This window comes from Pseudonocardia sp. ICBG1142 (assembly GCF_020496255.1).
Classification (GTDB): Bacteria; Actinomycetota; Actinomycetes; order Mycobacteriales; family Pseudonocardiaceae; genus Pseudonocardia.
In genome coordinates, this window is record NZ_JAHLJC010000031.1 from 124,765 (window position 1) to 151,555 (window position 26,791).

The 26,791-nt window shown below is 70.0% G+C and carries 18 protein-coding genes; 13 read left to right on the forward strand and 5 right to left on the reverse strand.

Annotation, left to right across the window (positions count from 1 at the left end; translation table 11 throughout):
* Positions 1-480 precede the first annotated feature (480 nt).
* Genes KPL59_RS25040 through KPL59_RS25060 form a run of 5 tightly spaced genes read right to left on the reverse strand, consistent with a single transcriptional unit; the run spans position 481 to position 9,407 of the window.
* Positions 481-1,635, reverse strand: coding sequence for an alpha/beta fold hydrolase (locus tag KPL59_RS25040; RefSeq protein ID WP_226362203.1), 1,155 nt, complete (start codon positions 1,633-1,635; stop codon positions 481-483).
* The gene (locus tag KPL59_RS25045; RefSeq protein WP_226362204.1) at positions 1,632-1,886 is read right to left on the reverse strand and encodes an acyl carrier protein; all 255 of its coding nucleotides are present in this window, start codon (positions 1,884-1,886) and stop codon (positions 1,632-1,634) included. Before KPL59_RS25045 ends, KPL59_RS25040 begins: the two co-directional genes overlap by 4 nt.
* Positions 1,883-7,219: a non-ribosomal peptide synthetase gene (locus KPL59_RS25050; RefSeq protein WP_226362205.1), complete on the reverse strand. Its 5,337-nt coding sequence runs from the start codon at positions 7,217-7,219 to the stop codon at positions 1,883-1,885. The genes KPL59_RS25045 and KPL59_RS25050 overlap by 4 nt, the downstream gene beginning before the upstream one ends.
* The gene (locus KPL59_RS25055; RefSeq protein ID WP_226362206.1) at positions 7,219-9,141 is read right to left on the reverse strand and encodes a fatty acyl-AMP ligase; all 1,923 of its coding nucleotides are present in this window, start codon (positions 9,139-9,141) and stop codon (positions 7,219-7,221) included. The genes KPL59_RS25050 and KPL59_RS25055 overlap by 1 nt, the downstream gene beginning before the upstream one ends.
* Positions 9,142-9,197: 56 nt before the next feature.
* A complete protein-coding gene (locus KPL59_RS25060; protein WP_226362207.1) occupies positions 9,198-9,407 on the reverse strand; it encodes an MbtH family protein in 210 nt (69 codons plus the stop codon).
* 134 nt (positions 9,408-9,541) lie between these two features.
* Here KPL59_RS25060 and vioD point away from each other — a divergent pair, with 134 nt between their 5' ends.
* The 13 genes from vioD (at position 9,542) to KPL59_RS25125 (ending at position 26,788) form a co-directional block, all read left to right on the forward strand.
* Positions 9,542-10,687: a capreomycidine synthase gene (gene vioD / locus KPL59_RS25065; protein ID WP_226362208.1), complete on the forward strand. Its 1,146-nt coding sequence runs from the start codon at positions 9,542-9,544 to the stop codon at positions 10,685-10,687.
* Positions 10,684-11,088, forward strand: coding sequence for a hypothetical protein (locus tag KPL59_RS25070; RefSeq protein ID WP_226362209.1), 405 nt, complete (start codon positions 10,684-10,686; stop codon positions 11,086-11,088). Before vioD ends, KPL59_RS25070 begins: the two co-directional genes overlap by 4 nt.
* A gap of 63 nt (positions 11,089-11,151) precedes the next feature.
* A complete protein-coding gene (locus KPL59_RS25075) occupies positions 11,152-11,997 on the forward strand; it encodes a phytanoyl-CoA dioxygenase family protein (protein ID WP_226362210.1) in 846 nt (281 codons plus the stop codon).
* Between the two features lie 128 nt (positions 11,998-12,125).
* Positions 12,126-14,750 (forward strand): amino acid adenylation domain-containing protein, encoded by a 2,625-nt coding sequence (locus KPL59_RS25080; protein ID WP_226362211.1) that lies wholly within the window; start codon positions 12,126-12,128, stop codon positions 14,748-14,750.
* Positions 14,740-15,627: a chlorinating enzyme gene (locus KPL59_RS25085; protein ID WP_226362212.1), complete on the forward strand. Its 888-nt coding sequence runs from the start codon at positions 14,740-14,742 to the stop codon at positions 15,625-15,627. Before KPL59_RS25080 ends, KPL59_RS25085 begins: the two co-directional genes overlap by 11 nt.
* 4 nt (positions 15,628-15,631) lie before the next feature.
* Entirely contained in the window at positions 15,632-16,342 is a 711-nt protein-coding gene (locus tag KPL59_RS25090; RefSeq protein ID WP_226362213.1) for an aspartyl/asparaginyl beta-hydroxylase domain-containing protein, read from the forward strand.
* 97 nt (positions 16,343-16,439) lie between these two features.
* Entirely contained in the window at positions 16,440-17,204 is a 765-nt protein-coding gene (locus KPL59_RS25095) for a transposase (RefSeq protein ID WP_226359944.1), read from the forward strand.
* 201 nt (positions 17,205-17,405) lie between these two features.
* Entirely contained in the window at positions 17,406-18,098 is a 693-nt protein-coding gene (locus tag KPL59_RS25100; RefSeq protein WP_226362214.1) for a TenA family transcriptional regulator, read from the forward strand.
* A complete protein-coding gene (locus tag KPL59_RS25105) occupies positions 18,095-19,243 on the forward strand; it encodes a hypothetical protein (RefSeq protein WP_226362215.1) in 1,149 nt (382 codons plus the stop codon). The genes KPL59_RS25100 and KPL59_RS25105 overlap by 4 nt, the downstream gene beginning before the upstream one ends.
* Positions 19,224-20,027, forward strand: coding sequence for a PhzF family phenazine biosynthesis protein (locus KPL59_RS25110; RefSeq protein ID WP_226362216.1), 804 nt, complete (start codon positions 19,224-19,226; stop codon positions 20,025-20,027). The genes KPL59_RS25105 and KPL59_RS25110 overlap by 20 nt, the downstream gene beginning before the upstream one ends.
* Entirely contained in the window at positions 20,024-21,295 is a 1,272-nt protein-coding gene (locus KPL59_RS25115; RefSeq protein WP_226362217.1) for a cation:proton antiporter, read from the forward strand. Before KPL59_RS25110 ends, KPL59_RS25115 begins: the two co-directional genes overlap by 4 nt.
* Positions 21,292-22,029, forward strand: a complete 738-nt coding sequence (locus tag KPL59_RS25120) for a thioesterase II family protein (protein ID WP_226362218.1) — start codon at positions 21,292-21,294, stop codon at positions 22,027-22,029. Before KPL59_RS25115 ends, KPL59_RS25120 begins: the two co-directional genes overlap by 4 nt.
* A gap of 112 nt (positions 22,030-22,141) precedes the next feature.
* Entirely contained in the window at positions 22,142-26,788 is a 4,647-nt protein-coding gene (locus KPL59_RS25125; protein WP_226362219.1) for a non-ribosomal peptide synthetase, read from the forward strand.
* Positions 26,789-26,791 lie beyond the last annotated feature (3 nt).

Below are 26,791 nucleotides of genomic sequence, written 5' to 3' on the forward strand. Positions count from 1 at the left end.
GGACGGGCTGTCGCCCAACCCGACACGCCGGGCTAGATCGTTATTTCACGGGGCCTGAATAAGCCTCTGGGGCGCGCGTTGTCGGGTCTCATGCAGTGTCTGGTGCATGGAAGTCCCGAGGCTGGGAGTTTGATCGATTCTGGCTTGCATGATGCCGCCTGTTCAGGAGTCGGTCCAAGAAGGACCCGCGAGGGCGTGCCGTAGGTGGGTGAACTGGTGGCGTCTCAGAGTTACTCGACCTTCTTCGAACATCAACGCCGAGTCACTTCGTTCACTGGGATGGAGCAAGGATCACAGGTGTAGGTGGCCGTCTGTCATGTCATTCGGTAACTTGCTGAATCATGCGTGTCACATGGTCGACCCAAACCGCGTCCATTAGGTGCGAGATGCACTCGCTGGGGCGATTTGCGAAGAGTGACATAGTCGTCGAACCATGGATGCCGGACGCCGGTCGTTGAGGGAGGCATCCGGCAGCCTGTTCTAGGCGGACCCGCCCAGGAAGCCGGTCAGCATCGACAGCTGCGAGTCAGTTGCGCGGAACGCATCGAGATGATCGACGTGACCGGTCAGCGCGAGCTGCGCACCTGGCAGCTCCGCGGCGATCCAGCGGGATCCGGCCGGGTGAGCCGTCGAGTCCGCCTCGCTGGTGACCAGAAGACAGGGTTGCCTGATTGCGCTGACCGCCGCGCGTGAGTCCTCGTGCATCGTCGCGACCATCAGCTTCGCGTAGCGGTACAGCAGCTCGTCGGTGGCGTAGGGGCGTACGACCAGCGGCCCGATCCCGGGCGGCACGCCTGTCATCGGACCGGCCACGAGCCGTCTGCGCAGCCAGGCTGTCGTGTCCCGGGACTCGGCGGCGATGTCCAGCGTGGTGCGCAGATTGGCCTGATGCGCGGACTCAGGCACCTCTGGCCCGAGCTGGGCGGCCGCGTGCCAGAGACTCAGCGACTCGACGAGGTCTGGCCTGCGCGCCGCCAGGGCCAGCGCCGCCGTCGCACCGCCGCACAGACCCATCAGGTGAATCCGAGAACCTCCGAGCGTTGCGGCCGCAGCTGCGAGATCGTCGACCTGGTCCTCGACTCCGCTGCCGTGTCGGTCGAAATCTGTGGCTTCGACGATGCGTCCGGTGGTGCCCCGGGTGGCCGGGACGAGACATCGGTACCCGAGCGCGGCGAGCTTGCGCACCCACCGCAATGACAGTAGTGGGCTCATCGCGCAGGGAGGGGACACCAGGACACGGGGCCCGTCAGGTGGCCCGGCCTCCACCGCCGTGATGACGGGAGCACCTGAGCGATCGACGATGATCGACCGTAGACCGGCATCCTGCTCGTCGGCGATCTGACGGGCCGACTCGGCAACGGCATCGACATCGTCGAGCGTCGCGAGAGCCTGCACGGCCTGCGCTCTGTGGATCTCTGCGGCCAGAACGGCGGGAGCGTAATCCCGTGCGACGCCCGGGGAGGGGCCGTCGAAGCGCAATGGGACACGCAGCGCTCCACAGACGGCCTCCAGTAGCGCGGGAGCGTTGGCGTCGGTGCCCGCAGGAAGCGAGAACGGTCCGACCTGCTCCGTCAGACCCGCCAGCTGACGGACGGCACCTACGAGGTCGCACAGGGCGTCCCGTGCCTCGTTCACGGTCGGAGCGGCCCGGCGGTGGCCGCCGCCCGGGCCAGGACGTTGACGGTGACCGGCGCTCCTCCGAGGCTGCCCGGGGCGATGTCGATATCGAGCGAACGGCACGCAGTGGCCACGATGCGCAGCATCGCCAGCGAGGTGGCCCCAGCCGCGACCAGGTCGTCGTCGGCACCGAGGACCGGGAGGCCGAGTACCTGCCGGGCGATCGTCAGGATCTCCGCGACGACCGCAGCGGGCGGCGGGCCGGTCATCCGATCACCTCGCCGGTCCGACGGATTCCGGCGAGGTCGTACTCGCCCTCGTCGGTGAGGAGGAAGCGCCGGTGCACCGTGATGCGGTCCGGCACCAGGTGCGCAGGGAGCCTCGTCACCAGCTCCTGACGCACCGGTCCCAGACCGGGCCGGTCAGGCCGTACGGCCACGTGCGCGACCAGCAGGTCGCCCTCGTACCCGACCACTGCGTCCCGGACCTCGGGCTGATCGCGAAGGACGGCGACCGTCTCCAGAAGGTCGACTGCACCGCCGTCCGGATCTGCGAGCTCCAGCGTGCCGTCCGGTCGCTGTCGGACCGCGGTGCCGGGCACTCCGTCTGCCGTACCCGGGACGGACAACCGGCCGAGCTCCCCGGGGGCCAGGGGGCCGCCCCGCGGACCCCGTGGTACTTCCGGTCGGCCGGGCAGAACGGTGCCGACTGGCACCCGCAACGGCACGGTGTCCGAGGACCAGAGGTGGGGCGAGATCCGGAGGGCCGTGGTGGGCGGTCCGTCCGCGTCGGTCCGGTGCAGAACGACGACCGTGCACAACGGTGCGAGCCTGTGCACCAGTTCGACGTCGTGTGCGGTCAGATCTCCGGTCTGGTCCAGGAACGCCAACCTCACTCCGGGGAGGGCGACCTCGGCGGGAGGCGGATCGAGCGAACGCAGCACGGCCGCCGGCAGGTGCACCGCCGTCACCGAGAGCGTTCGCAGCCGGTGCAGCAGCGTGCCGGGTTCGCGGGCGTCCAGTACGTCGACGGGACCGGCGGAACGGGCCGCGGTGACGGCCGCGGGACGCGCCGGGTGGCCGACGAGCGCGAGACGGTCTCCGTCGGACGACCCGGGCCACCACCTGTCCCGCAGGGACGGGTCGGTGGACTGCTGCGGTGCGGTGCGGTCCGCATCCGAAGGTGTTCCGGTCAGATCATGGTCCAACAGCGATCTGTGAGGGGCGTCCGCCGCTGCCACCAGCAGGACCGAGATCTGGTCGAGGAGTGCCCGTGCGGTGTCGGCGGTGTGCAGCGTGGGTTCGTGAGCCAGGTCGAGGCGGAGTCCGTCACTGCCGAGCCGCACGTCGAGGTGCAGGTCGAACTTCGAGGGTTGCGCCGGTGGCGCGGCGCGCTCGACGGTCGTCGACGGGAGGGACCATGCCTCCCCGCCGTCCTCGATCATGTTCAGCACGACCTGGAACAAGGGTGTGCGGGTCGGGTCCCGGACGGCTCCTGCGGCGGCGACGATGTACTCGAACGGGGTCTCCCCGTGCTCGACGTGGTCTTCGGTGGCCGAGTGCCGCACCCGTTCGAGCGCCTCGGCGAAGGACGGGTCGCCGCCGAGGTCCACCCGCACCGCGACGGTGTTCACGAACAGGCCGACGAGGCTCTCGGTGCCGGTCTGCCTGCGGGTGTCCACCGGGACACCGATCACGAGGTCCTGCTGCCCCGACCATCGGCGAAGCACCGCCGACGGCGCGGTCAGCAGAACGAGGAAAGGGGTCGCGCTCCGGGCCCGGCACAGCCCCGAGAGCGCTGCCACGGCGGCGGTGTCCGGACGTCCGCTGGTCACGGCCCCGGCGTGCCGGCGTCCGGGCCGTCGTCGCCGAGCGTCCGGCAGGATCGTCGCGACGGGGGCCCCGGCGAGCCGGCTCCGCCAGTAGTCCATGTGCGTCGCGAGCCGTTCGCCCGTCAGAGCGCTGCGCTGCCAGGCCGCGTAGTCCCGGTAGCACACCGGGAGCGCTGGTAGGCCGGCGCGACGGGAGTCGCCTCCCGCGGCATAGAGCGCGGACAACTCGTCGAGCACCAATGCGATCGACCTGCCGTCGAACACGATGTGGTGGACGGTCAGGGAGAGCAGATGCTCCTCCGCGGACACGCGCCACAGCCGGCAGGCCAGCAAGGGCCCGTGTGCCAGGTCGAGTGGGCGGGCCGCCACCTCGTCGGCCCGGCGGAGGGCATCGGCGTGCACGTCCGGCCCCCCGTTCAGGTCGACGACCGACAGGGCCCAGCCCTGGTCCGGTTCGGCGACCCGCGGGACGGGCAGGCCACGCACCGTCGGGAACGTCGTGCGCAGACTCTCGTGCCGGGAGATCACAGCACGGACACTGCGCTCCAGAACGGCCACGTCCAGCGGTCCACGCAGCCACAGGCGTCCGTGCACGCTGTACGCGGCGCCCGAGGAGAGCTGGCATTCCAGCCAGGTGCGCTGTTGCTCGAACGACAGGACCGGCGTCGTACCGGCGTCGCGGGGCTCGATCGCCTCCGTACCGGTCCGTTCGGTCGTGAGCGCGGCGGCGAGATCGCACAGCCGGGGATTCCCGAACACCGTTCGCAGCCCGACCGCGCTGCCGGTCCGTGCACGCAGCCTCGTCAGGACCTCACCGGCAGAGAGCGAGGTCCCACCGAGGTCGAAGAAGTCGTCGAAGCGCCCCACCGCATCGCGGCCGAGCAGCTCGCGCCAGATCTCGGCGACCAGTTCCTCGGTCTGGCCGCGCGGCGGTGCGCCGGCGACAGGGGCCTGCTGCGGCGCCGCCGGGAGTGCGCGGCGATCGATCTTCCCGTTCGGGGTTCTCGGCAGCTCGTCGAGGACGACGAACCGGTTCGGCACCATGACCACCGGCAGGGTGCGGCGCAGCTCGGCCCGGAGTTCCTCGACGTCCGGTGGGCCGGCGTCGTGCACGGCGGTGACGTGGGCGACCAGGTTGTCCTCCTGCAGCGACACGACGGCTTCGCGGACCCGTGGGTGACGCTGCAACGCGGCTTCGATCTCGCCCGGCTCGATCCGTTGTCCACGCACCTTCAGCTGGAAGTCGGATCGGCCGAGATAGAGCAGCGCGCCGTCGCTGCGGTAGCGGACGACGTCGCCCGTGCGGTAGAGCCGCTCGCCGGCGACGGTTGCGAAGGGGTCGGCGACGAACCGTGAGGCGGTCAGACCGGGACGCCGGCCATAGCCGACCGCGACGCCCTGCCCCGCCAGGTACAGCTCGCCGACAGCGCCGACCGGGACCCGTCGCAGGTCCTGGTCGAGGACGCGCACCCGTCCCTGGGGCAGCGGTGCGCCGATCGGCGAGGGTGCCTCGCCGCGACGCAGCAGCGCAGAGGTGGAGTACGTCGTGTCCTCGGTCGGGCCGTAGCAGTTGACCACCGCCTCGACGTGGCCCGTGGCGTAAAGATCGTCCGGCAGTGAACCGGTCACCGCCTCACCGGCGAGCGCGACCACCCGGGTGGACCGCGGTAGCGCACCGGCAGCGACGAGGGAACGAGCCGCGGACGGGACGGCGCAGATCATGGTCACGTCCGGCTGTTCGGCCAGCAGGGCGAGCGCGTTCTCGACCACCACGACGGTGCCGCCCACGCACAGCGGTGCGAAGAACTCGAACACGGACACGTCGAAGCAGATCGATGTCGCAGCCAGCACCCGGGAGAGCCCGCCGCCGGCGAACCTGCGAGCTCCCCACAACACCATCGGAACCGCGTTCCGATGGGTGATCAGAACGCCCTTCGGGCTGCCGGTGGAGCCGGATGTGTAGAGGACGTAGGCGACGGTGTCCGGTGCGATCGGGGTGAACGTGGGCGAGGACTCGTCGTCCTGGGAGGTGTCGATCTCAGCGAGGTCGGCGCCGGTCACCACGGTTGCCGCGGCACTGTCGGCCAGCATGTAGCTGGTCCGTTCGGCCGGGTAGGCCGGGTCCAACGGCAGGTAGGCAGCCCCCAGCTTCATGATCGCGAGCATGGCCACGGCCAGGTCGACGGTACGTCCGAGCCGGATCCCGACGACGTCTCCGGTCCCCACACCGCGGCCATGCAGCAGCCGGGCCAGACGAGCGGACCGTTCGTCGAGCGCCCGGTAGCTCAGATGTCGACGCCCGTCCTCGACGGCGACCGCGTCCGGGGTCGCCGTCACCCAACGCCCGACGAGATCGACGAGGTTGTCGTCCGGATCGTCCGGGAGTGGCCCGCACCCACGGAGCAGGAGCCACTCCCGCTCGTCGTCGGGAAGCAGGTCCAGTTCGGACAACGGCCGATCCGGCTCGATGAGCCCCGCCTCGAGTACGGCGGACAGGCGTGCCGCCATGCGCCTCGCGGTGCCGGCGTCCACGGTGTCCGTGCGGTAGTCCCAGGTGCCCCAGAGCACTGTCCCGCGGAGCCACAGGTGCAGATCGACGTCGTAGCGCAGACCCGGTCGCCTGAGGAGCACCTGCTCCAGCGGTGCCTCGGCCAGCCGTGGCTCACCCCAGTCTCCGTGGAACGCCAGCCCGGCCCGCACCAGTGACGCGCCGGCGTCCCGCTCCTTCTGACCGGTGGTGACAGCCGCGACGATGTGCTCGAACGGGACGCCGCGGTGTGCCAGGGCCTCCAGGCTGGTGTCCCGCACGCGACCGACCAGCTGCCGGAACGACGGCCGCCTCCCGAGATCGGCCCGCAGCACGAGCATGTCCGACAGCAGCCCGACTGCTCCGTGCCGGTCGCCGATCGCGCGTCCGGCCTCCGGTACCCCCACTCCGAAGTCCGTCTGACCACTGTGCTCACCGAGGACCAGCTGATAGGCGGCCAGCACGACGGCGAACAGGGTGGTTCGCTCGGTGTGCGCGAGCTGCTGGGCCGCCCGCACCGAGGAGCCCGGGATCTCGACCGGGACCGACCCGGCCCGGAAGCACGGCGTTGTCGGTCGAGCCTGGTCGGTCGGCAGGTCCAGCTCTGGGAGCCCGGCCAGGCGGTCGCGCCAGTGTCGGGTCGCTGTGGGGGAGACGGCCGGCAGCGCCGGCTCCGGCCGGATGCCGCTCAGCAGACCGCGGTAGGCGGCGTCCAGCTCGTAGAGCAGCACCTGCATGGAGGCGCCGTCGCAGACGAGGTGGTGCGCCAGGAACACCAGCAACCGCTCGTCGTCGCCGACCCGGATGCCGTGCACGGCGACGAGAGGACCACGCTGCACGTCGAAGGGTCTGCCCGAGACGCGCTCGGCGTGCCGCCGTGCGGCATCGGCACGCTCCGCGACGGGCAGGTTCCGCACGTCGGCCCACTGCACGGTGACCACCTGCGTCTCGCACACCGACCTGGTCGGTACGCCTCCTGGGCCGTCCGGGAACGTACTGCGCAGCGCCGGATGCCTGCGGACCAGCGCCGCGAGCGCCGTGTCGAGCCGGTCCTCGTCGAGCAGGCCGGTATGACGCGCCGCGAAGTGCAGGGTGAAGGCGGGTGTGCCGGGCCACAGGCGCTCGAAGACGAGCACTCCGTTCTGCACCGTCGAGAGAGCGGCGGGGCCGACTGCGACCGGTTGCGTGCGATTCGTTCGTGCCCGTCTGCGTCGAACCAGCTCCCGACCGACGACGGCGTCCATCACATCACCCCGACCTCGGCCGTCCGGTCGATGCGGGCCCGCACCAGGGACGGGGCGACGCCCTCCGCCTGCCACCGCTGCAGCAGCGCGGCCACCACGTCCTGTGCGGTCGCTGCCGTGAGCACGTCGGCCATCGGCACCGCGAGTTCCAGCGCCTCTTCCAACGCCGCGGCGGCCTCCGCAGCGCGCATCGAGTCGACACCATGGGTGGCCAGCCGGTCAGTGGGCTCGCAGACCTCCACCGAGCAGACCTCGGCAAGGACCCCACAGACGAGCGGTGTCAGCTCTGTCCGGGCACCTGCCCAGGACCGAGGCGCCGCCAGCGCGTCCGTAGCGGCCGAGCCCGCCGCGGGGCCGTCGCCGTCGCCGTACTCACCGGCCAGGAACGCCTCCCGCGCCGCCGATCGACGAATCTTCCCGCTGGTCGTGCGCGGGAGGGAGCGCGGCGCCACGATCGCGACCACGTCCAGCCGCACCCCGGTGCGGGTCAGGACCTGCGCGCGTACTCGCTCGGCCAGCCCGGGATCACGGCGCCCGGCGGCTTCCAGGATCACCACCGTCACCGGGCCGGGGCCCGTCTCGATCGCGAACGCCGCCGCGCACCGTCCTGCCCAGCCCACGGTCTCCAGCGCTGCGTCCTCGATGTCCGCCGCATGATGATTGACCCCACGCACGATGAGCACGTCCTTCAGCCGACCGCTGACCACGAGCTCGCCGTCACGCATCGACCCGAGGTCGCCCGTGCGCAGATGCCGCACACCGTTCAGATCACCGAACAGCCCCTCCGAGGTGCCGGTCACGTGACCCGCGGTCACGTGCGGACCTGCCACCCAGATCTCACCCTGTCCATCCACCGGCACCTTCTGATCGGGGTCCACGATCACGACCTCCTGACCGTGCACGGGGCGTCCGCAGCTCACCGGGGAGTCCGTTCGACCGTTGCCGTCCCAGTGACCTGCGCTGACCATGAGGGTCGCCTCGGCCAGGCCGTAGCAGGGCAGGAACGCGCTGGCCCGGAATCCCGATTCGGCGAACCTCTCGGAGAAGGCGGCCAGGGTGCGTCGCCGTACCGGCTCGCCACCGCTGAACGCCACCTCCCACGAGGACAGGTCCAACCCGGCCAGCTGGTCGTCGGAGCGGGCCCGGCGCAGACACAGGTCGTAGGCGAAGTCCGGTCCACCGGAATGTGTGGTGGCGGTCTCGTCGATCTGACGCAGCCACCACAGCGGTGACTTGAGGAAGTCCTCTGGGGCCAGGATCCGCATCGGGACCCCGGCAGCGACGGGGGTCAGCAGCCCGCCGACGAGTCCCATGTCGTGGAACGGGGGTAACCAGGTCAGCGCCCGTGAACCCGGACCGAGCCGGAAGCGGTCGACGATCGCCGTCGTGTTGGCAGCCAGCGCCTCGTGCCGGACGAGCACCCCACGCGGCGTCCCGGTGCTGCCTGAGGTGTACTGGATCACCGCGACCGAGCCCCCGTCGGGGGTGTTCGGGAGCGACCACGCGGTCGTGTCCGCCTCTGGTCCGGGCGGCGGGACCACGATCGGCGTGCCCGTTCCCGAGCCGTCGAGTGGCTCGACGGAGACCGCGACGGGGGGCGCGGAGTCCGCCAGGATCCCGGAGAGCCGATGCCGGTCGGACGCCGATCCCGGTCGCGCGGGGGATGCCGGCACCGCGGGTCGACCCGACAGGAACGTCCCGAAGACGGCCGTCACGTAGTCCGGCCCTGCTGGGCAGGAGACCAGGACCGGGCCGTACGGGAGGTCGGCCAGACGCTCGGCCAGGGCGACCGCCCGAGAGGCCAGTTGTGCGTAGCTGAGCGTCGTGACCGGGCTGCCCGGAGACGCGTGCTCGAAGGCGACCCTGTCCGGTGTCGCCTCGGCCCGGGCGAGCAGGACATCGGCGAGGAGGTCGGACGACATGACTACGACGCTAGCCACCTGTCGCGTGCCACCGGCTGTCCCGGAAACCGGTGATCTCAGCGCGTCTCCGCTGCGCGTCGCGCGCTCAGCGGCCGAATGTCGGTCCAGTTCTGCTCGACGTAGTCCAGGCAGTCCTGTCGTGACGCCGGACCGAACGTCTGACGCCAGCCGTCCGGGGTCCGCAGCCGTTCCGGCCACAGGGAGTGCTGTTCCTCGTCGTTGACGAGCACGATGAAGGTGGCGTCAGGATCGTCGAACGGATTCATGCGATCACATCCTCGAGCGCGGTGGTGGACGCCGGGAACGTCCGGCGCCGCCACGCTAGGCGGAGCTCCCGCGTCGCGGAGGTCCCGTGAACCGAGGACCACCGACGGATCCGGTGGGCCCGGATCGTGGCGTCATGAACACTCCCGACGTCGCCGGCGTCACCCCCGCCCGGCTCGAGCTGTGGATGCGGGACTACTACCACGCGGTCGAGTACGACATCGGCAGCAGCGGCGTGCGCGACCTGTCGATGCACGAACTGCGTGCTCTCTGCGGCTTCGACTACGCGGACCTGGACGCGATGGTCTTCCACGACAGCGAGAGCTATGGCGGAACGGGTCTGCGCGCGGCGTTGGCCGACCGGTGGACGGGAGGCGACACCGATCGCATGATGGTCACGCACGGCTCGAGCGAGGCGATCTACCTGGTCATGCACCTGGCGCTCGAGCCTGGTGACGAGATCGTCGTGGTCGATCCGGCCTACCAGCAGCTCCATGACATCGCCGCAGCGCGTGGATGCCGCGTCGTGCGCTGGCCGCTGGCGGCCACGGACGGGTTCGCCCCGGATCTCGATCGGCTACGTGAACTCGTCCGCGGCCGTCCGCGCATGATCGTCGTCAACTTCCCGCACAATCCGACGGGGGTCTCGGTCACCGCTGCGCAGCAGCAGGAGCTGGTGGAGATCGCCGAAGAGGCCGGCGCATGGCTCGTCTGGGACCACGCGTTCGGCGAGCTCACCCACACGGGTGCTCCGCTGCCTCTACCGGAGTACGAGGAGGCGATCTGCTGGGGGACCTTCTCCAAGAGCTACGGGCTCGCCGGTCTGCGGGTCGGCTGGTGTGTGGCGCCGCCGCCGTTGCTCGCGCGCATGGCCGAGTTGCGGGACTACATCGCCCTCTACGTGTCTCCCGTCCTGGAGTTCTTCGCCGAGCACGCGGTCCGCAACGCGGACTCGATAGTCGCGCTGCAGCGTGCGCATGCACAGCACAACCTGTCCCTGCTCACGGACTGGGCCGCGGGTCTCCCGGACCACGTGGCGCTGGTGCCTCCGGACGGTGGCGTCAGCGCGTTCCTGAGGTTGCCCGGACAGTCCGACGTCGATCGGAGCTGTCGCACGCTCGCAGAACGGGACAAGGTCCTGGTCGTGCCGGGATCGTGTTTCGGCGACAGGTTCGCCGACCATGTCCGGCTCGGTTTCGGCGGCACGACCGAGGAGCTGATGATCGGTCTTCACGCCCTGGAAGCCGTGCTGCGCACCGACCGTGCGATCGTGCGTTCATGACGCGCTATGTGGTCGACGCCGCGGTGGCGGTGCGACTCGCGACGAACGCCGTCCCGGTGGCCCACGGGCACACCCTGCTCGCCCCGACACTGGTGCGCTCGGACGCGCTCGCGCTCGTCTATGCATCCGTCCGGGACGGCGAGCTGGACGAGCGCGCGGGACGAAGAGTTCTGGACGGCATCCGAGCGCTGCGCATCCGGCTGCTCGGAGACCGCGTCCTCCAGTCGACGGCCTGGCAGATCGCCGCGGAGCTGGCCTGGTCGGACACCTACCGCGCCGAGTACCTGGCGCTGACCCGGCTGCAGGGCGACGCACTCGTCACGCTCGACGATGAGCTCGCGGCCGCCGCGGCCCGAGTAGACCTGCGCTGTGCCGATCTGGACGAGCTGACCCGTGGCTGAGGCGGTCATGTCACTCGAACACGGGAGATGGCAGACGACCGAACACCGCCGAGCATCGTCGTCGTGGATGCCGACAGGGAGTACGCGGGCACGCTCGACGACGCTCAGCTGCGTGCGTACCGCGACGAAGGCTGTCTGGTTCTCCCGGACGTCGTGTCGCCCGCAGACCTGGCACTGGTCCGCGATGCGGTAGCGGACCTCTATCGCCGGAACCATCCCGGTCGGGTCCTCGAGACCGACGGGGAGACCATCCGCGGCGTGCACGGGTGTCACCTCCAGAGCGAACTCTTCTCCAGGCTCGTCCGCCTTCCGGCACTCCTCGGGGTGGCCGAGGCAGTCCTGGACAGCAAGGTCTACGTGCACCAGAGCAAGGTGAACGCCAAGCGTGCGTTACTCGGGGAGTCGTGGCCCTGGCACCAGGACTTCACGTTCTGGGAACGTGAGGACGGTCTGCCGGCACCCGCGGTGACCAACGTCGCGCTGCTGCTGGACGACGCCACCTCGTTCAACGGCCCGCTGCTGTACCTCCCGGGTTCGCACCGGCACGGCACCGTCTCCGCGCCGGGGCGCGCAACGCCCCACGGCGCGGACTGGCGTTCGCATCTGTCCGCGGACCTGGAGTACGCGCTGCCGGTGGACCTGCTGGCCGAGCTGACAGCGGTGCACGGGATGGCCGCGGCGGTCGGAGGAGCGGGCAGCCTGGTGGTGTTCGACCCCCGGCTCGTCCACGGGTCCGGCACGAACATGTCGCCGTTCGATCGGCAGATGGCGATCATCACCTACAACAGCGTCGACAACGTACCGGCGGACGGTCGCGGCTGGCGCCCGGACTTCCTGTCGGCGCCCCCCGGCCCACCGCTGACCGCGCTCGACGGCGGCCTGACGACCGGACGGCCCTGTCCGTCGTAGCGAGCTCACGTGACTCCTGATCCGAACCATCTCGACCTAGCGTCGTTCTCCGAACGGCAGGCGACATCCGCATGCGATCCAGCGGTACGGCTGTCGGAGACCGCGTTGCGGAAGGACGGCTGTTCGCGGTGCCCGAGACCATGCCTCAGCGCCCGCCGGGCGCGGACCAGACCACCGGACTGCTCGGCCGGTGGGCCCGCTGGGCCGATGACCGACCCGCCGTCGTCGACCCGGCCGGCTCGGACGGAGCCGACCATGCCGTGCTGACCTATGGTGAGCTCGCGACCCGGGTCGAGGCCCTCGCGCACGGTCTGCACGCGGCTGGTGTGCGTCCCGGTGACCTCGTCGCGGTGCTGTTGGACCGCTCGCCGGACACGGTCGTGGCGATGTTGGCGGCTCTCACCGTAGGGGCTGTGTACAGCCCTCTCGACGTCGACGCGCCGGTCGCTCGGACCCGCTCGATGCTGGCCAGGCTCGACGCGTCCGCGGTGATCGCCACCGAGGCGCACGCCGACGCTCTGCCGGACGGACCGGTGAGGGTCGCCCCGGAGGCGGAGGGGCCGCCGGAGAGATCCTGGCCGATGCCACCGCCGGACGCGCTGGCCTACGTACTCCACACCTCCGGCTCGACCGGTTCCCCGAAGGCCGTCGCGATGCCGCACCGTGGGCTGCGCCGACTCATCGACTGGCAGCTCGCCGATGGCCCGCCGGGTCTGCGGACGCTGCAGTTCACAGCGTCCTCGTTCGACGTCACGTTCCAGGAACTGCTGTCGACAGTGGGGTCGGGCGGCTGCCTCGTCCTCGCCTCGGATGCGGTCCGGCGCGATCCTGCCCGGCTGCTCGACGTGCTCGTCGAACACCGGGTGGAGCGGCTCTTCCTGCCCTATGTCGCGCTGCAGCTGCTGGCATCGGAGGTCGCGCGCCGCGGGATCGTGCCGCCCGCACTGCAGCACGTCGTCACCGCGGGGGAGCGACTCGTCGTGACCCCGGCGATCCGCGCCCTGTTCCGTTCCCTCCCTGGGTGCCGGTTGGACAACCACTACGGCCCCACCGAGGCGCATCTGGTCACCAGACTGACGCTGCCCGCCGATCCGGCGACGTGGCCGGCGGTCCCGGCGATCGGCACGGCGGTGTCCGGAGTGGACTGCCAGGTGCTGGACGACGAGCTGATGCCGGTCGCTGCCGGTCGAACCGGTGAGCTGTACGTGGCCGGCGACTGCCTGGCCGACGGGTACCGCGGCGACCCTGCCCGTACGGCGGAGCGCTTCGTCGCGGATCCGGCAGGCAGCGGGAGGCGCATGTATCGCACCGGCGACATGGTCCGACGCGACGTCGAGGGACTCCTTGAGTTCGAGGGTCGCGCCGACGACCAGATCAAGGTGCGCGGCCACCGGGTGGAGCCCGCCGAGGTGGAGGCCGCCCTGCTGAGCCACCCCGGTGTCGATGCCGCGGCGGTCGGTCTGCGCGCTGTCACGGACCAGATGTCGGTGCTGGTCGGCTACGTGCAGTGCACCGGCCCGCTCGGCCACCGCGAACTGACGGCCCACATGCGTGAGCTGGTGCCCGAGCACATGATCCCGGCCCGTTACGTCCCCGTCGCCGAGATGCCACGCACGACCTCCGGGAAGGTCGACGTGCAGACGCTCGCGGCACGTCCACTGCCCGAACCCGAGGCGCACCTCGACACCAGGTCGTTGAGCGGTGCGATCACCGCACTCTGGGCACGGGTACTCGGCCACGATGAGTTCGATGCCGATGACGACTTCTTCGACGTGGGCGGGGACTCGCTGTTGGCCACCTGGGTGGTGGCCGAGATCGGTCGGCTCCTCGGACGACCGGTCCCTCTGTCACAGCTGCTGGAGTGCCCCACCGTCGAGGAACTCGTCGAGTGGGCGTCGTCGGAGGGTGCAGACGTGCCTGCCGCCGGGCCGGGACCGTCGCAGATCGTGACGCTGCGTCCGGGGCCGTCCGGGCGAACGCTCTACCTGCTCCATCCGCTCGGGGGCGAGCTGCTCGGCTACCGAGAGCTGGCCCGGCAGAGCGCGGCGCCGGTGCGTGTGCTCGGCGTTGGTTGGACGGGCTCGCCGCCCGAGCCCGGGGCGACGCTCGCCGACATCGCCGGCGTACACGTCGAACAGCTACGCGCGATGGAGGGCGACGGCCCGTTCCGGCTGGCCGGCTGGTCCTTCGGCGGCGTGCTGGCGTTCGAGGTCGCCCGCATCCTCGTCGGGCTCGGAGCCGAGGTGGAGTTCCTAGGACTGTTCGACGCGAATCCGGTACAGGACCCCATCACCGGGCTGCCCATGGGACGGACGCCGTTCCTCGAGCTGATCGACTCGGTGTTGGCGCGTCTGGACGACCCGGCATCGACCGCCGACGAGCTGGCCGAACTGACGACCGGCCGGATCTGGGTGGACCTGATGGGTGCTCCGGTACCGGCCGGCACTCCCGCCGGCCACCTCCGCGCGGCGCTTGCGGTGGCACGGTCCTGTATGGACGCCGCGATGCACTATTCGCCGCAGCCCTACCCGGGGACGGTGCATCTGTTCCAGGCCGAGGACGTCGGGCCGGAACGCCTGCGTAGCCAACGGGAGGCTCTGAGCAGGCTCTGCACCGGGTCGTTGTCCGCTGTCGCCGTCCCCGGCGACCACTGGGCCTTCGTCCGCGGCCAGCACGTGCGGCGCGCCGCCGCGGAACTCGACTCCGCACTCGAGCGGGTCGGAACTGCAGGAAGTGGTGTTCGTGGATCCTGACAACGACCGGCGGACGTTCGCCGAGCAGGGCTACATCGGGCCTTTCACCCTCTGGGAGCCCGGCGAGATGGCGGCCTGGTGGAAGAGACAGCGCAAGGTGCTGCTCGATCCGGAGGCCGGCTCCCGCAAGACCTTCGACAACCCGGTGAACTACGACCGTCACCTCGACATCCCGGGGCTCGGCGAGCTGATCAGCGACCCCCGCATCGTCCGCCGTCTGCAGGCCCTGATCGGTCCGGACGTCCTGTGCTGGCGCACCGAGTTCTTCCCCAAGAACCCGGGAGACTCCGGCACGGGGTGGCACCAGGTCGAGAAGTACGCGATCGGTGAGACGAGCGTGGGGATGTTGGAGGCCACCGAGCACTCGCCCGGTGTCCCGATGGAGCTGACCTGTTGGGTCGCCTTCACCGAGGCCGCACGTGAGAACGCCTGCATGAAGGTGATCCCGGGCAGCCACCGACAGTGGCGTTACGACGAGCACGCGCCGATGCGGTGGAACGCCTCGGCACGGGACAACTCGTTCTTCGGCTACAACTACGACGGCATCAAGATCGACGCCGACTGGAACCCGGACGAGCAGGATGTTCGGCACCTGGAGATGCGGGCCGGGCAGTTCTTCATCTTCACGGCTCGGACGATCCACGGCTCCAACCCGAACGTCGGCCGTCGGCAGCGCATGGGATTCGCGATACGGGTGGTGCCGACGCACGTCCGGGTGTACGGCGGCATGACCGGGTTCGACGAGTTCGGGCATCACTTCGACCTGGAGCGCCACGGATGCGTCCTGGTCGGCGGCAGTGACGAGTACGGACTGAACCGGATGGCCCGTCACAACGCGTGGGGCGAACCGTTCAGCACCGCCGAGGAGAGGTTGTGACCTGATGCGGACCAGCTACCTGACGACGCTGGAGCTCGACGAATCCCGGCTGGCGAAGGACATCGAGGAGAGCGAGGCCCTCCACTACTCGGAGGCCTACAGCAACTATCTCATCGGGGGGCCGTGGAAGAGCGCCGTCCTGTGGGCGGTCGGAGGCCGTACCGGGTCAGGGGTCCTCACCTCCTACACCGACTCCTCGAGCGCCACGTTCACCGAGGACGCCGCCCGGCTGCCGTATCTCCAGGAGATCATCACCACGACGGCCGACCTGGATCGGCTGCTGTTCGTCCGCCTCGCGCGGTTCTCCGACAGCGTCATCATCCCCCACCGGGACTTCCTGGAGCTCGACGACATGCCGGCCGAGTCCCGGCCCGCACACCGCCTGCACATCCCTCTGGTGACGCACGAGCACTGCCTCTTCAGCGAGGACAACGTCGTGTATCGCATGCGGGCGGGTGAGGTCTGGTCGTTCGACGCGTCACGGATCCACGCCGTTGCCTCGATGGCCAGGGCCCCACGGATCCACCTGATCTTCGACTTCGCCGACCGGGACGGAGGCGGGCCGCTGATCACCCGGGCCCACGAGAACACCGAGGGCATTGCGCCGGACCGACGCCTCGAGCGGCCCCCGCTGGCCGAGGACGCGCGAGCAGCGCTCATGCGGCTCGCCGAGGTGCTGACCTCGGACACCCTGAGGCTTATTCAGGCCCTGTGAAATAACGATCTAGCCCGGCGTGTCGGGTTGGGCGACAGCCCGTCCATCGCGAATATTGGTTTGCCGAATCAATCCGAGATGAACGGGCTGCCGCAGTATGTACTATACCACTGGTTTCCGGCGTGATGAAATTCAGGATCTTGTCGCTATAGTGTATGAGCAGGATCAGCGGGACGCGACGGAGGCACGTTTGTCTTGGCCGCCGGTTCTGGGGTTGTTCTGGTCGGTGGTGATCACGTTGGCGTATCTGCGCGGGAATCGTGTGCAGTGGGAGTTGGCGGAAACCTATGGGGTGTCGCAGTCGACGGTTAGTCGAGCGATCACGGGGGTGACACCGTTGCTGGCACAGGCGCTGCGGAGTGTCGTTCCGACGGCAGAGGAGCTTCGTGCCGATCGGCAGTACATCATCGATGGAACCTTGCTGCCCTGCTGGTCATGGGCCGCGGTGCCGGGTCTGTGGTCGGGCAAGCATCGCACCACCGGCGTCGTCGTCCAGGTCGCAGCCACCCTGGAAGGGCAGCTGTCGTGGATCTCCGACCCGACCCCAGGCTCCCGACACGACCTATATTGCCTCGACCAATCCGGCGCCCTCGACCACCTCGCCACATACCCCCCGATCGGCGATAAAGGATACATCGGGCGCGGCATGCTCACCCCGTTCAAAAAACCACCCGGCCGGGAACTTCTCGACTGGCAAAAAACATTCAACAAGAGCCTCAACCACACACGCGCCACCATCGAACGAGTCATCGCCCATATCAAAACGTGGAAAGTTCTCCACACAGACTACCGGCGGCCCTACGCCACATTTAAAACGACAATCTCGGCAGTCATCGGACTCATCTTCTACACACTTACCTGACGGAGCCTGAATAAGCCTCCCTGTACGAGGTCTTCAGCATCGTGATCAAGACGCATTTCCGGTGGGACGGTGGCGATGACTTCGCCTGGGACACCATGACCCGTCTTGCTTCCGCTTCCGCGGATCCCACCGTCCTTCCTCGCATCCGTGACCTGCGGCAGTACTTCACCCTCGATCGAACCGGAAGCAAGGAGTAGTGACATGACGCCCACCACCCTGTCCTTCGGCGAACGTCTGAGTGAGAGCGAGGTGCACCAGAGATTCCGGGCGCACCCGTTCTTCGAGGCCGTACGCACCGCGGAGCTGTCCACCGAGCACGCCGCCACGCTGCTCGCGCAATGGTGGCACCCGCTGCACTATTTCCCGACCTTCCTGGCCCGGTGCGTCGCCGTACTGCCGGACATCGCGTCGAAGAGTGCGATCACCCGCATCTTGAACCAGGAGGCCGGCGGTGACGACCCCACGCAGGCCCACGAGCTCGTCTACGCCGACTCGATGGAGCGGTGCGGCTTCGACCGCGCCGTGGTGACGGGGAGCGCGCCGTTCCCGGAGACGGAGGCGCTGGTCGAGGGCTACCGTGCCGCCTCGGAGACTCCTGCCGACGCGCTCGGCTTCATCTTCGCCACCGAGACCACCGACCTGTTGATGGTGTCCAGCATCGGCACCGCGATAGCCCGGACGACCGGAGCCACGGACAACGCCTGGGTCAGCATCCACGTGGTGCAGGAACCGGACCACGTCGAGGAGGCCAACCGGGTGCTGTTGAGTGGTTTCGAGGCAGAACAGGAGGCGGCCGTACTGCGCGCCGCAGACCGGATGTGGCAGCTCTGGACGGGATTCTTCGACCGCCTCGTCGTCGAGACCGGCCTCGAGGTCCCCGCCGCGACGCGGTGACCGAGGTGACCGGCGTGATCGATGTCCGGGCCACCTATCGGCGTTTCCCGGCGTGGACCCAGCACTTCTGGACCTGGCAGACGGGCAAGGCACTCCCCGGACAGCAGCCACTGCTGCGGCACAGCTGGGCGTCGTATCTCGCCGTGACGCTCGCGGCGTTCCTCGGTGGCCTGTTCATGTCCACACTCGCCGTGACGTTGATGTTCCCCTTCTGGTGGGTCGCGCTGGTCGCTGGCTGGTTCCTCACGGTGCACGGGGAACGGGTGATGGTCCTGGTGATCGCGCACCAGGCACTCCACAGGCGGTTCTCCGGCGATGCGCGACGGGACGCGTTCTGGGGAGAGGTCGTGACCGTGCTGTCGGTCTTCCACACGTTTCGTGACTTCAAGGTCGAGCACTTCGACAACCACCACCGGCGCGAGGTGTTCGCCACCGAGGCGGATCCTCCGGTGCAGTTCCTGATCGACCTCGGTTTCGTCCCGGGGATGTCGCGTCGAGCGCTCTGGAGGCGGGCCCGTCGTGTCTTCGTCTCACCGAGGTTCTATCTCGACGGCCTGCTCGGCCGCGCCGGGAGCAACCTGCACGGGAGCACCGTCCGGGTGGTCGCGTTCGTGGTCTGGATCGGTGCGTGGCTGTCGACGCCGTTCTGGATGCCGAACGGCGTGCTCGTGCTGCTGCTCGCGTTCGTGCTCCCCGTGATCGTCTTCGCGCAGCTCAGCGCACTGCTGGACCGTCTCGGAGAGCACGAGTGGCTGGCTCCGCGCGATCCGGCCCTCGGCCATCGCTTCTACACGGCTGCGAACACGGCTGCGCGGTTCTGCGGGGAGCCGGTGCCGTCCACCGGGCTGGGCACGGGTGCGGCCGCGAAGGCGTGGATGAGATGGCTCGCGGCGACCGTCCTCTACCACCTGCCGTCCCGTCTGCTGGTGATCGTCGGTGACCTCCCGAACCACGACTACCACCATCGCTATCCGTCCACGAACGAGTGGACGACGGCTGCGTACGCACGGCAGCGGGACATCGACCAGGGCCCGGAGGGCCCGCCCTATCGCGAGGTGTGGGGGATGGGTGCTGCCGTCGACCAGATGTTCCGCAGTCTGGCCCGCCGCGAGGGAGGCACCGCCCATGCGTCACCACGTGGTTGACGTCTTCGCCGACGACCGGTTCGCCGGCAACCCGGCGGCCGTCGTGGTCTCGTCCCGGTTCCCGAGCGAGGCCCAGATGCAACGTGGTGCGCATCGGATCGGTCTGCCGACCACGGCCTATCTGGTACCGGACGGGCCGGGGCAGTACCAGGTGCGGTGGTTCACCCCGTTCGCGGAGATCAACCTGTGCGGTCACGCGACGATCGCCGCGGCTCGGGTGTTGTTCGACCGGGACGTGAACGGCGCCCGGTCCCGGCTGACGTTCACGTCTCGTCACGGTGTCCTGCACACCGAGCGGGTCGGGAACATGGTCAGCATCGACCTGCCCGCCGCCGATCCGACGCCGTGTTCGCCACCACCGGGTCTGGTGGATGCGCTCGGAGGGGGCACCGCCGTCGGCGAGGTCGTGTCGGACGACGATCTGCTCGTGGAGCTGGCCTCACCGGCGGCGGTCGCGGCGGTCGCGCCGGATTACGGAGCGCTGGCACGTCTGCCCTTCCGCGGTCACATCGTGACCGCGCGTGCGGACGACGGGGTCGACTTCGTCTCCCGGACGTTCTTCCCGTCCCTGGGGGTCGACGAGGACCAGGTGTGCGTCACCGCGCACACGATGCTCGCGCCGTACTGGTCGGCGCGCCTCGGCCGGTCCCGGATGACCGCGTTGCAGCTCTCCGAGCGCGGGGGTCGCCTGGTCGTCGACGACGCGGGTGATCGCGTGAAGGTGCTCGGCAGTGCCGTGCGCCGGGCAGCACCCGCGTTCGCCGCCGGCGGAGCACCGCAGTGAGTGCCGACGTGCTCGGCGCGCTCGTGCTCGCTCTCGTCGTCATCGTCGTGACGGCCCGTCTGCTGGGCGTTCTCGCCGGACGCCTCGGCCAGCCTCCCGTCATCGGCGAGATCCTCGCCGGGGTCCTGCTCGGCCCGACGCTGTTCGGCGGGGCGCTCCCGGAGGTCTTGTTCCCCGCGGCGGTCCGGCCGGCGCTGCAGCAGCTGGCCGACATCGGTGTCGTCGTGTTCATGTTCCTCGTCGGCGTCGAGCTCGACCGGCGATTGCTCCGCGGTCGCGGCCGGGTGACGGTGAGTGTCGCGGTCGGCGCGATCGTGGTGCCCTTCGGGCTCGGTGTGCTGATCGCACCGGCCTTGCTGTCCGACGGCGACCCCGTACAGCAGCTCGCCTTCCGACTGTTCATCGGCACCGCGATGTCGGTGACCGCGTTCCCGGTCCTGGCCCGCATACTGGCCGATCGGGGCCTGCTGCACACACCGGTGGGTGGACTCGCGCTGGCCGCCGCGTCCCTCGACGACGTCATGGCCTGGGGCCTGCTGGCCGTCGTCGCGGCGCTGGCGGGAGGTACGGGGGAGCCGTGGCTGGTCCTGCTCGTCGTGCCGTTCGCGCTGGTGCTCCTGTTCGTGGTCCGCCCCGTGCTGGCCCGGTTGTGCACGCACGCCTCCTCCGCCTCAGGGGCAGGGCGATGGCTCTCGGCCGCCGCAGTTGCGGTGGCGCTGCCCGTCGGACTGTGGTTGTCCGCCCGGGCGACGGAGGCGATGGGCCTGCATCTGATCTTCGGGGCTTTCCTGTTCGGCGTCGCGATGCCGCGAAGCGGACTCGACGCAACGCGTGAGCGGGTGCAGCGCGCTCTGAACCGGGTGAGCTCGTGGGTCCTGCTGCCGGTCTTCTTCACCGTCGCGGGTCTGCAGGTCGACCTGTCCGGTCTGGACGCGGGGGCGTGGGGTGTCCTCGGCCTGATCCTTCTCGTGGCAATGGGCGGCAAGTGGCTCGGGGTCGCCGCGGGAGCTGGCCTGTGCGGGATCCCGCCGGGCCGGTCGTTCGTGCTCGCCACGCTGCTCAACACACGCGGGCTGACCGAGCTGATCGTGCTGACGACCGGGTTGCAGCTCGGAGTCCTGGACGAACGGAGCTATTCCCTGCTGATCGTCATGGCCCTGGTGACGACGATGATGACCGGGGTGGTGCTCAGCCTGTTGGACCGTGCCGGCCGTCCTGTCGCGGAGTTCGATCCGCCACCTCTGTCCGGCGTGCTGCGGTCGACATGACGCGTACCACGTCGTGGCTCCAGCGCGAGCCGATCGGTGTGGCCCCACGCGTCTTCTGCCTTCCGCACGCAGGTTGTGGGACCAGCGTGTTCCGAAACTGGCCGGCAGCGCGGGACGGGGTGGAGTTCCTGCCCGTCGAGCTGCCCGGCCGGCTCGCCCGCTTCGGCGCGCCGCAGCCGGACACCTTGCAGGAGCTGGCGGCCGCGATGGCCGACGGGCTCCGCCCGCGCCTGGACGTGCCGTTCGCGTTCTTCGGCCACTGCTGGTCGGCGCTGCTCGCCTATGAGGTGACAGCGCAGTTGCAGGAACTGGCGGGCTCGCACGCACGGCACCTGTTCGTGTCCTCGCAGCTCGCCCCGCAGGACGGCCCGTCCGGCCGGATGCTCGGCATGGACGAGGCCGGGCTGGAGACCGAACTGGCCGCGATGATCCGCGACCAGGGCGGAGCGTCCCCGCACCCCGAGCTTCTGGCGATCTACGTGGGGGTCCTGCGCGCTGACGTCGAGGCGAGCAGGCGCTACGTCGTGCAGGACCCGGTCCGCCTGAGCTGCCCGATCACCGCGGTCGGATGGGACGCCGACACCGAGGTCGCTCCGCGGCAGATGCACGGGTGGCGCAGATGCGGTGAGACCGGGTTCACGGTCCTCCCGGGTCGGCACCACCGCTTCGTGGACGCGCCGGCCGAGCTGCTCACGCTGCTCGCTGCCGCGATGACGGGTCCCGACTTCACGTGACATCACGGATGACGGGACGCCTCGTAGCGTCGATGGCGGCCGACGGGCCTGCCTGACCGGCGTACACCCGACGACCTGGCCTGTGTGACGACGCGGCCGCGGCGGAGACGACATGACCGACGTTGAGAGCCGGATCGCGGCGCTGTCGCCGCAACAGCGCGAGCAGCTGGAGCTGCGGGTCGCACAGCTCGCCGCCGCCCATACCCCGGCCCGAGGTGAGCGCATCCGGCCCCGGGTGGGCACCGGCGAGGTGCCACTGGCGCTGCAGCAGGAACGGGAGTGGGCGATGGCCCAGTTCCGGTCGGCGAACAACATCCCCGGCGCGTTCCGTGTGCAGGGGCGACTGGACATCGAGCTGTACGGACGGGTTCTGACGGACGTGCTTGCTCGCCACGAGGTGCTGCGCTCCACCGTGGAGCTCCGCAGCGACGGCACCCGGGTCCAGGTTCTGCACCCGTCGGCCCCCGTCCCGACGCCCGTCGTCGATCTCACCGACCGAACGCCGGCCGAACAGCGGGCGGAGGTGCAGCGCCGGTGGACCGCGGAGGTCGTGCAACCGTTCGACCCGGCCGGTGCACAACGGCTGAGGACCACCGTGCTGCGGATGGGCACCGACGACCACGTGGTGCTGATCACCACCGATCATGCCGCTGCCGACCTGGTGTCGATGGCGATCCTGGTCCAGGAGTTCGCCGCACTCTACGCACACCGCTCCACGGGCGGGCCGGGGCTGCCGGCGCCGGAGCTGCAGTACGCCGACTTCGCGGCCTGGCAGCGCGACCTCGGCGCGCAGCGGACGACCGAGGAGATCGAGCACTGGCGACAGGTGCTCGACGGTGTGCCCGGACCACTGGTGTTGCCGAGCGATCGCCCGTACCCGGCGCGGCCCACGTTCGCCGGCGCCGCTCATGTCGTCGAGCTGTCCACGACGCTGTCCGCAAGGATCCGTGACTTCGCGGAGAAGGAGCAGGCATCGATCGGCGTCGTGCTGCTGGCGAGCCTGTCGGTGCTGCTCCAGCGCTATCTGGAGCGCGACGACCTGATCATCGGAGAGATCGTCTCGGGTCGGGGCCGCGCCGAGGTCGAGCGGATGATCGGCTGTTTCGTGACGGCTCTGCCACTGCGCCTGCGGATGTCCTCCGACGACACGCTCTACGACGTGGTGAACAGGGCCCGACAGACCGCGCTCGCCGCCTACGACCACCAGGACCTGCCGGTCGAGCGGCTCGTCGAGGAACTCAAGCTCGGCCGTGAGGCGTCGCAGACCTCCCTGACGCACATGTGGCTGGATGTCCGCACCCCGGAGAGCTCGCTCGAGATGCCGGGGCTCCGGATCAGCCGCGAGCCCATCGAGGTCACGATGTCGGCAGCGCCGCTGACCCTCGATGCCGATCCGAACCCGGAGCGGATCCGTCTGCAGTGGGTCTACATGACCGACATGTTCGACGAGGCCACCGTGCGGTTGCTGGCCGAGCAGTTCGGGACCGTGTTGGAGTCCGTCGTCGCGCGGCCCCGGACTCCGGTCTCGGACATCGAGCTCGCCACCGGTGGCTCGGCGCCTGCTGTCCCCGAGCCGAGCGGTGACGGTCCCTGCTTCGTCGAGTTGTTCGAGCGGCGGGTAGCGCAGGCGCCGTACTCCGTGGCCGTCGTGCACGACGGGGTCGCCACCGGCTACACGGAGCTGAACAGCGCGGTCAATCGTCTCTCCCGGCACCTGAGTTCCCTCGGTGCCGGACCGGAGACAGCCGTCGGCATCCTGGTGGACCGTTCGGTTCGGCTTCCGGAGGCGATGCTGGCCGTGCTGAAGGCGGGTGCTGTCGCGCTGCCGCTGGATCCGGCCTATCCGCCGGATCGGATGGCCTACATGCTCGCCGACTCGGAGGCGGTCGTGCTCGTGACCGAACGGCAGCACGCCGCCGCCCTGTCCGCGGCCGGCGTCGCGGTACCCGACACCGTCGTGCTGCTCGACGACGACGCCGAGCGTGCCGCATGGGAGTGCCTCGACGACAGCGATCCCGACCGACGGCCGGTTCCAGGGTCGGCCGCCTACATCGTCTACACCTCCGGGTCGACAGGGCGGCCGAAGGGTACGGCCGTCGAGCACCGGTCGTTGGCGACCTTCGCACGCGACGTCGTCGACCGCCTCGGGCTCGGTACCGGTGACCGCTTCCTCCAGTTCGCCTCTCCAGGCTTCGACGTGCTGGTCGAGGAGTTGTTCCCCGTGTGGTCGGCCGGCGGTGCGGTGGTGATCCCGAACGGGCACATCGTCAGTGGCGCCGTGGATCTCGCCGAGCTGGTCCGACGCGAGCGGATCACCGTGATGGAGCTGCCGACCGCCTACTGGCACGGATGGGCCCGAGAGCTGCACCGTCGTGACGTGTCGTTGCCGGACCACCTCCGACTGGTGATCATCGGCGGTGAGCGGGTGCTGCCCGACCGCATCCGCCTCTGGCGACGCACCGCGGTTCCGCTCACACACGTCTACGGCCTCACAGAGACCACGGTGAGCTCCACATTCTTCCGACTCGACCCTGGTGATCCGGTACAGGACTGGCCGAACCTGCCGATCGGCACGCCACTGCCGTCGGCTGACCTCCGGATCCTCGACAGGGGGCTGCGACCGGCGCCGCTCGGCGCCACCGGTGAGCTCTACATCGGTGGCAGCGGGGTCGCCCGGGGTTACGTCGGTCGGCCCGGGTTGACGGCGACCCGCTTCGTCGCCGACCCGGCGGGTGGTGGCGCGAGGCTCTACCGCACCGGCGATCTCGTCCGCAGGCGGCCGGACGGCAACCTGGAGTTCCTGTCCCGCGTGGACACCCAGATCAAGATCCGCGGATTCCGGGTCGAGCCGACCGAGGTCGAGGCCGCGCTCGGACGCCTCCCCGGCATCGCAGCCGCCGTCGTGTCGCTGTACGAGCCGGCTCCCGGTGATCGGCGTCTGGTCGCGCATGTGGTTCCCCGGCCGGGGGCGGAGACCGGCGCCGGCGACCTGAGGGCTTCCTTGGAAACCGAGCTGCCGCCGTACATGGTGCCGTCGATGTTCGTGGTGCTCGACGAGCTACCGCTGAACGCCAACGGGAAGGTCGACCGCAGCGCGCTACCGGCGCCGGACAGCACGCGGGCAGAGGTGGGTGAGGAGTACCTTCCGCCGCAGACACCGGTTCAGCGACGGCTGGCCGACGTCGTCTCCGCTGTCGTGGGTGTGGGCCGGATCGGGATCCGCGACAACTTCTTCGAGATCGGCGGTGACTCGATTCTGGCGATCCAGGTCGTCGCCCGGGCACAGGACGCGGGTATCCGACTGTCTCCGTACGACCTGTTCACCCATCCGACGGTCCAGGAGCTCGCCGACGTCGTGTCCGCGGGCTTGGTCGTCGACGCAGACCAGGGTGACGTGACCGGACCGATGCCCGTGGTGCCCGCACAGCGCCCGTACTGCGTGGCGGATGCGCCGCAGCCGGGACACCGCAACGTCTCGGTGCTGGTGGAGTTCGGATCCGCGATCTCCGAGGACGTCGTGGGAGCGGCCGTCGAGGACCTGATGGGGCATCACGACGGTCTGCGCCAGCGGGTGTTGATCGCCGGTGAGCGGACCCGCGCGAGGATCGCGCCGCGCGGGGACAGAACGCCGTTCGAGTCGCACGACCTGTCCGACATCGACGACGCCGCGGCGGAACGTCGGACCGTGGAGATCGCGGACACGCTGCAGCGCAGCCTCGACCCGGCGGTCGGGCCGCTGGTCCGTGCGGCGCTCCTGCGGTCCGGCGGCCGCCGACCGGACCGTCTCGCTCTGGTGGCCCACCGTCTGGTCGCCGACTCTGCGTCGCTGCGGATCATGATCGAGGACCTCCGCACCGCGGTCGTCCAGCGTGCGGCCGGTCGCGATGTCCACCTGCCGGCGAAGACCACCTCGTGGCAGTCCTGGGCCCGGCGTCTCGGTGCACATGCTGGTTCCGACGAGGTGCAGGCCGAGCGCGGGTACTGGACCGTACTCGCGGAGAGGTCCGGCAGCTCCGGAGGCGGGCCCGCGGATCTGGTGCGACTGCAGGACGCGGAGACCTGTTCCGGTGTCGTCGGCGACGCGCCGGTGTTGGCCGCCGCGGCGGCGGCCGTGGGCTGTCGTACCGAGGAGGTGCTGCTCGCTGCGCTCTGTCGGGCTCTGACGGCGACGTCGGGATCAGGCCGGCATCGCGTGTCCGTCGAGCGCGCCGGACGTGAGCCCCTCTTCGACGACGTCGACCTGTCCAGGACCGTGGGCCGGTTCGCGTTCGCACACCCGGTGGTGCTGGACAGCGGTCCCGACACCGCCCCTGGCACGACGCTCAAGAACGTGAAGCAGGGGCTGCGCGGTGCGCCGTCCGGAGGTGTTCGCTGGCCGCTGCTGCGACGTGACAGCGACCCGGTGCCGCCGGTCATGACGACCGTGTCGTTCGCCTTCCGGGACTCATTGGACCCGCCGGCCGCCGACGGGTTCCGGGTCGTGTCCACCCGCGCGGGTGCCGACGACGCGCCGGACGCCCCGATGTCGCATCCGTTGCAGATGACCGCGCAGGTGGTCACAGGTGAGCTGCAGATCGAGCTCCGGTGGGATCCGGCGTGTCGTTGCCGACCGGAGGCGGAGCGGCTGCTCGAGACGGTGTTGCACGAAACGGCCACACTCACCCGTCGGGCGGGCGCCGAGCCGCTGCACACGCCGTCCGACTTCCCCCTCGCACGCGTCGACCAGCAGCAGCTCGACCAGCTGCTCGGCAGCCTGTAGTGC

Bases quoted from the DNA above. Each gene is read 5' to 3' on its own strand.
- KPL59_RS25045 (WP_226362204.1), bottom strand. From the start codon at position 1,886: ATGACCGGCCCGCCGCCCGCTGCGGTCGTCGCGGAGATCCTGACGATC.
- KPL59_RS25050 (WP_226362205.1), bottom strand. From the start codon at position 7,219: ATGGACGCCGTCGTCGGTCGGGAGCTGGTTCGACGCAGACGGGCACGA.
- KPL59_RS25055 (WP_226362206.1), bottom strand. From the start codon at position 9,141: ATGTCGTCCGACCTCCTCGCCGATGTCCTGCTCGCCCGGGCCGAGGCG.
- KPL59_RS25060 (WP_226362207.1), bottom strand. From the start codon at position 9,407: ATGAATCCGTTCGACGATCCTGACGCCACCTTCATCGTGCTCGTCAAC.
- vioD (WP_226362208.1), top strand. From the start codon at position 9,542: ATGAACACTCCCGACGTCGCCGGCGTCACCCCCGCCCGGCTCGAGCTG.
- KPL59_RS25070 (WP_226362209.1), top strand. From the start codon at position 10,684: ATGACGCGCTATGTGGTCGACGCCGCGGTGGCGGTGCGACTCGCGACG.
- KPL59_RS25090 (WP_226362213.1), top strand. From the start codon at position 15,632: ATGCGGACCAGCTACCTGACGACGCTGGAGCTCGACGAATCCCGGCTG.
- KPL59_RS25095 (WP_226359944.1), top strand. From the start codon at position 16,440: ATGTACTATACCACTGGTTTCCGGCGTGATGAAATTCAGGATCTTGTC.
- KPL59_RS25100 (WP_226362214.1), top strand. From the start codon at position 17,406: ATGACGCCCACCACCCTGTCCTTCGGCGAACGTCTGAGTGAGAGCGAG.
- KPL59_RS25110 (WP_226362216.1), top strand. From the start codon at position 19,224: ATGCGTCACCACGTGGTTGACGTCTTCGCCGACGACCGGTTCGCCGGC.
- KPL59_RS25120 (WP_226362218.1), top strand. From the start codon at position 21,292: ATGACGCGTACCACGTCGTGGCTCCAGCGCGAGCCGATCGGTGTGGCC.
- KPL59_RS25125 (WP_226362219.1), top strand. From the start codon at position 22,142: ATGACCGACGTTGAGAGCCGGATCGCGGCGCTGTCGCCGCAACAGCGC.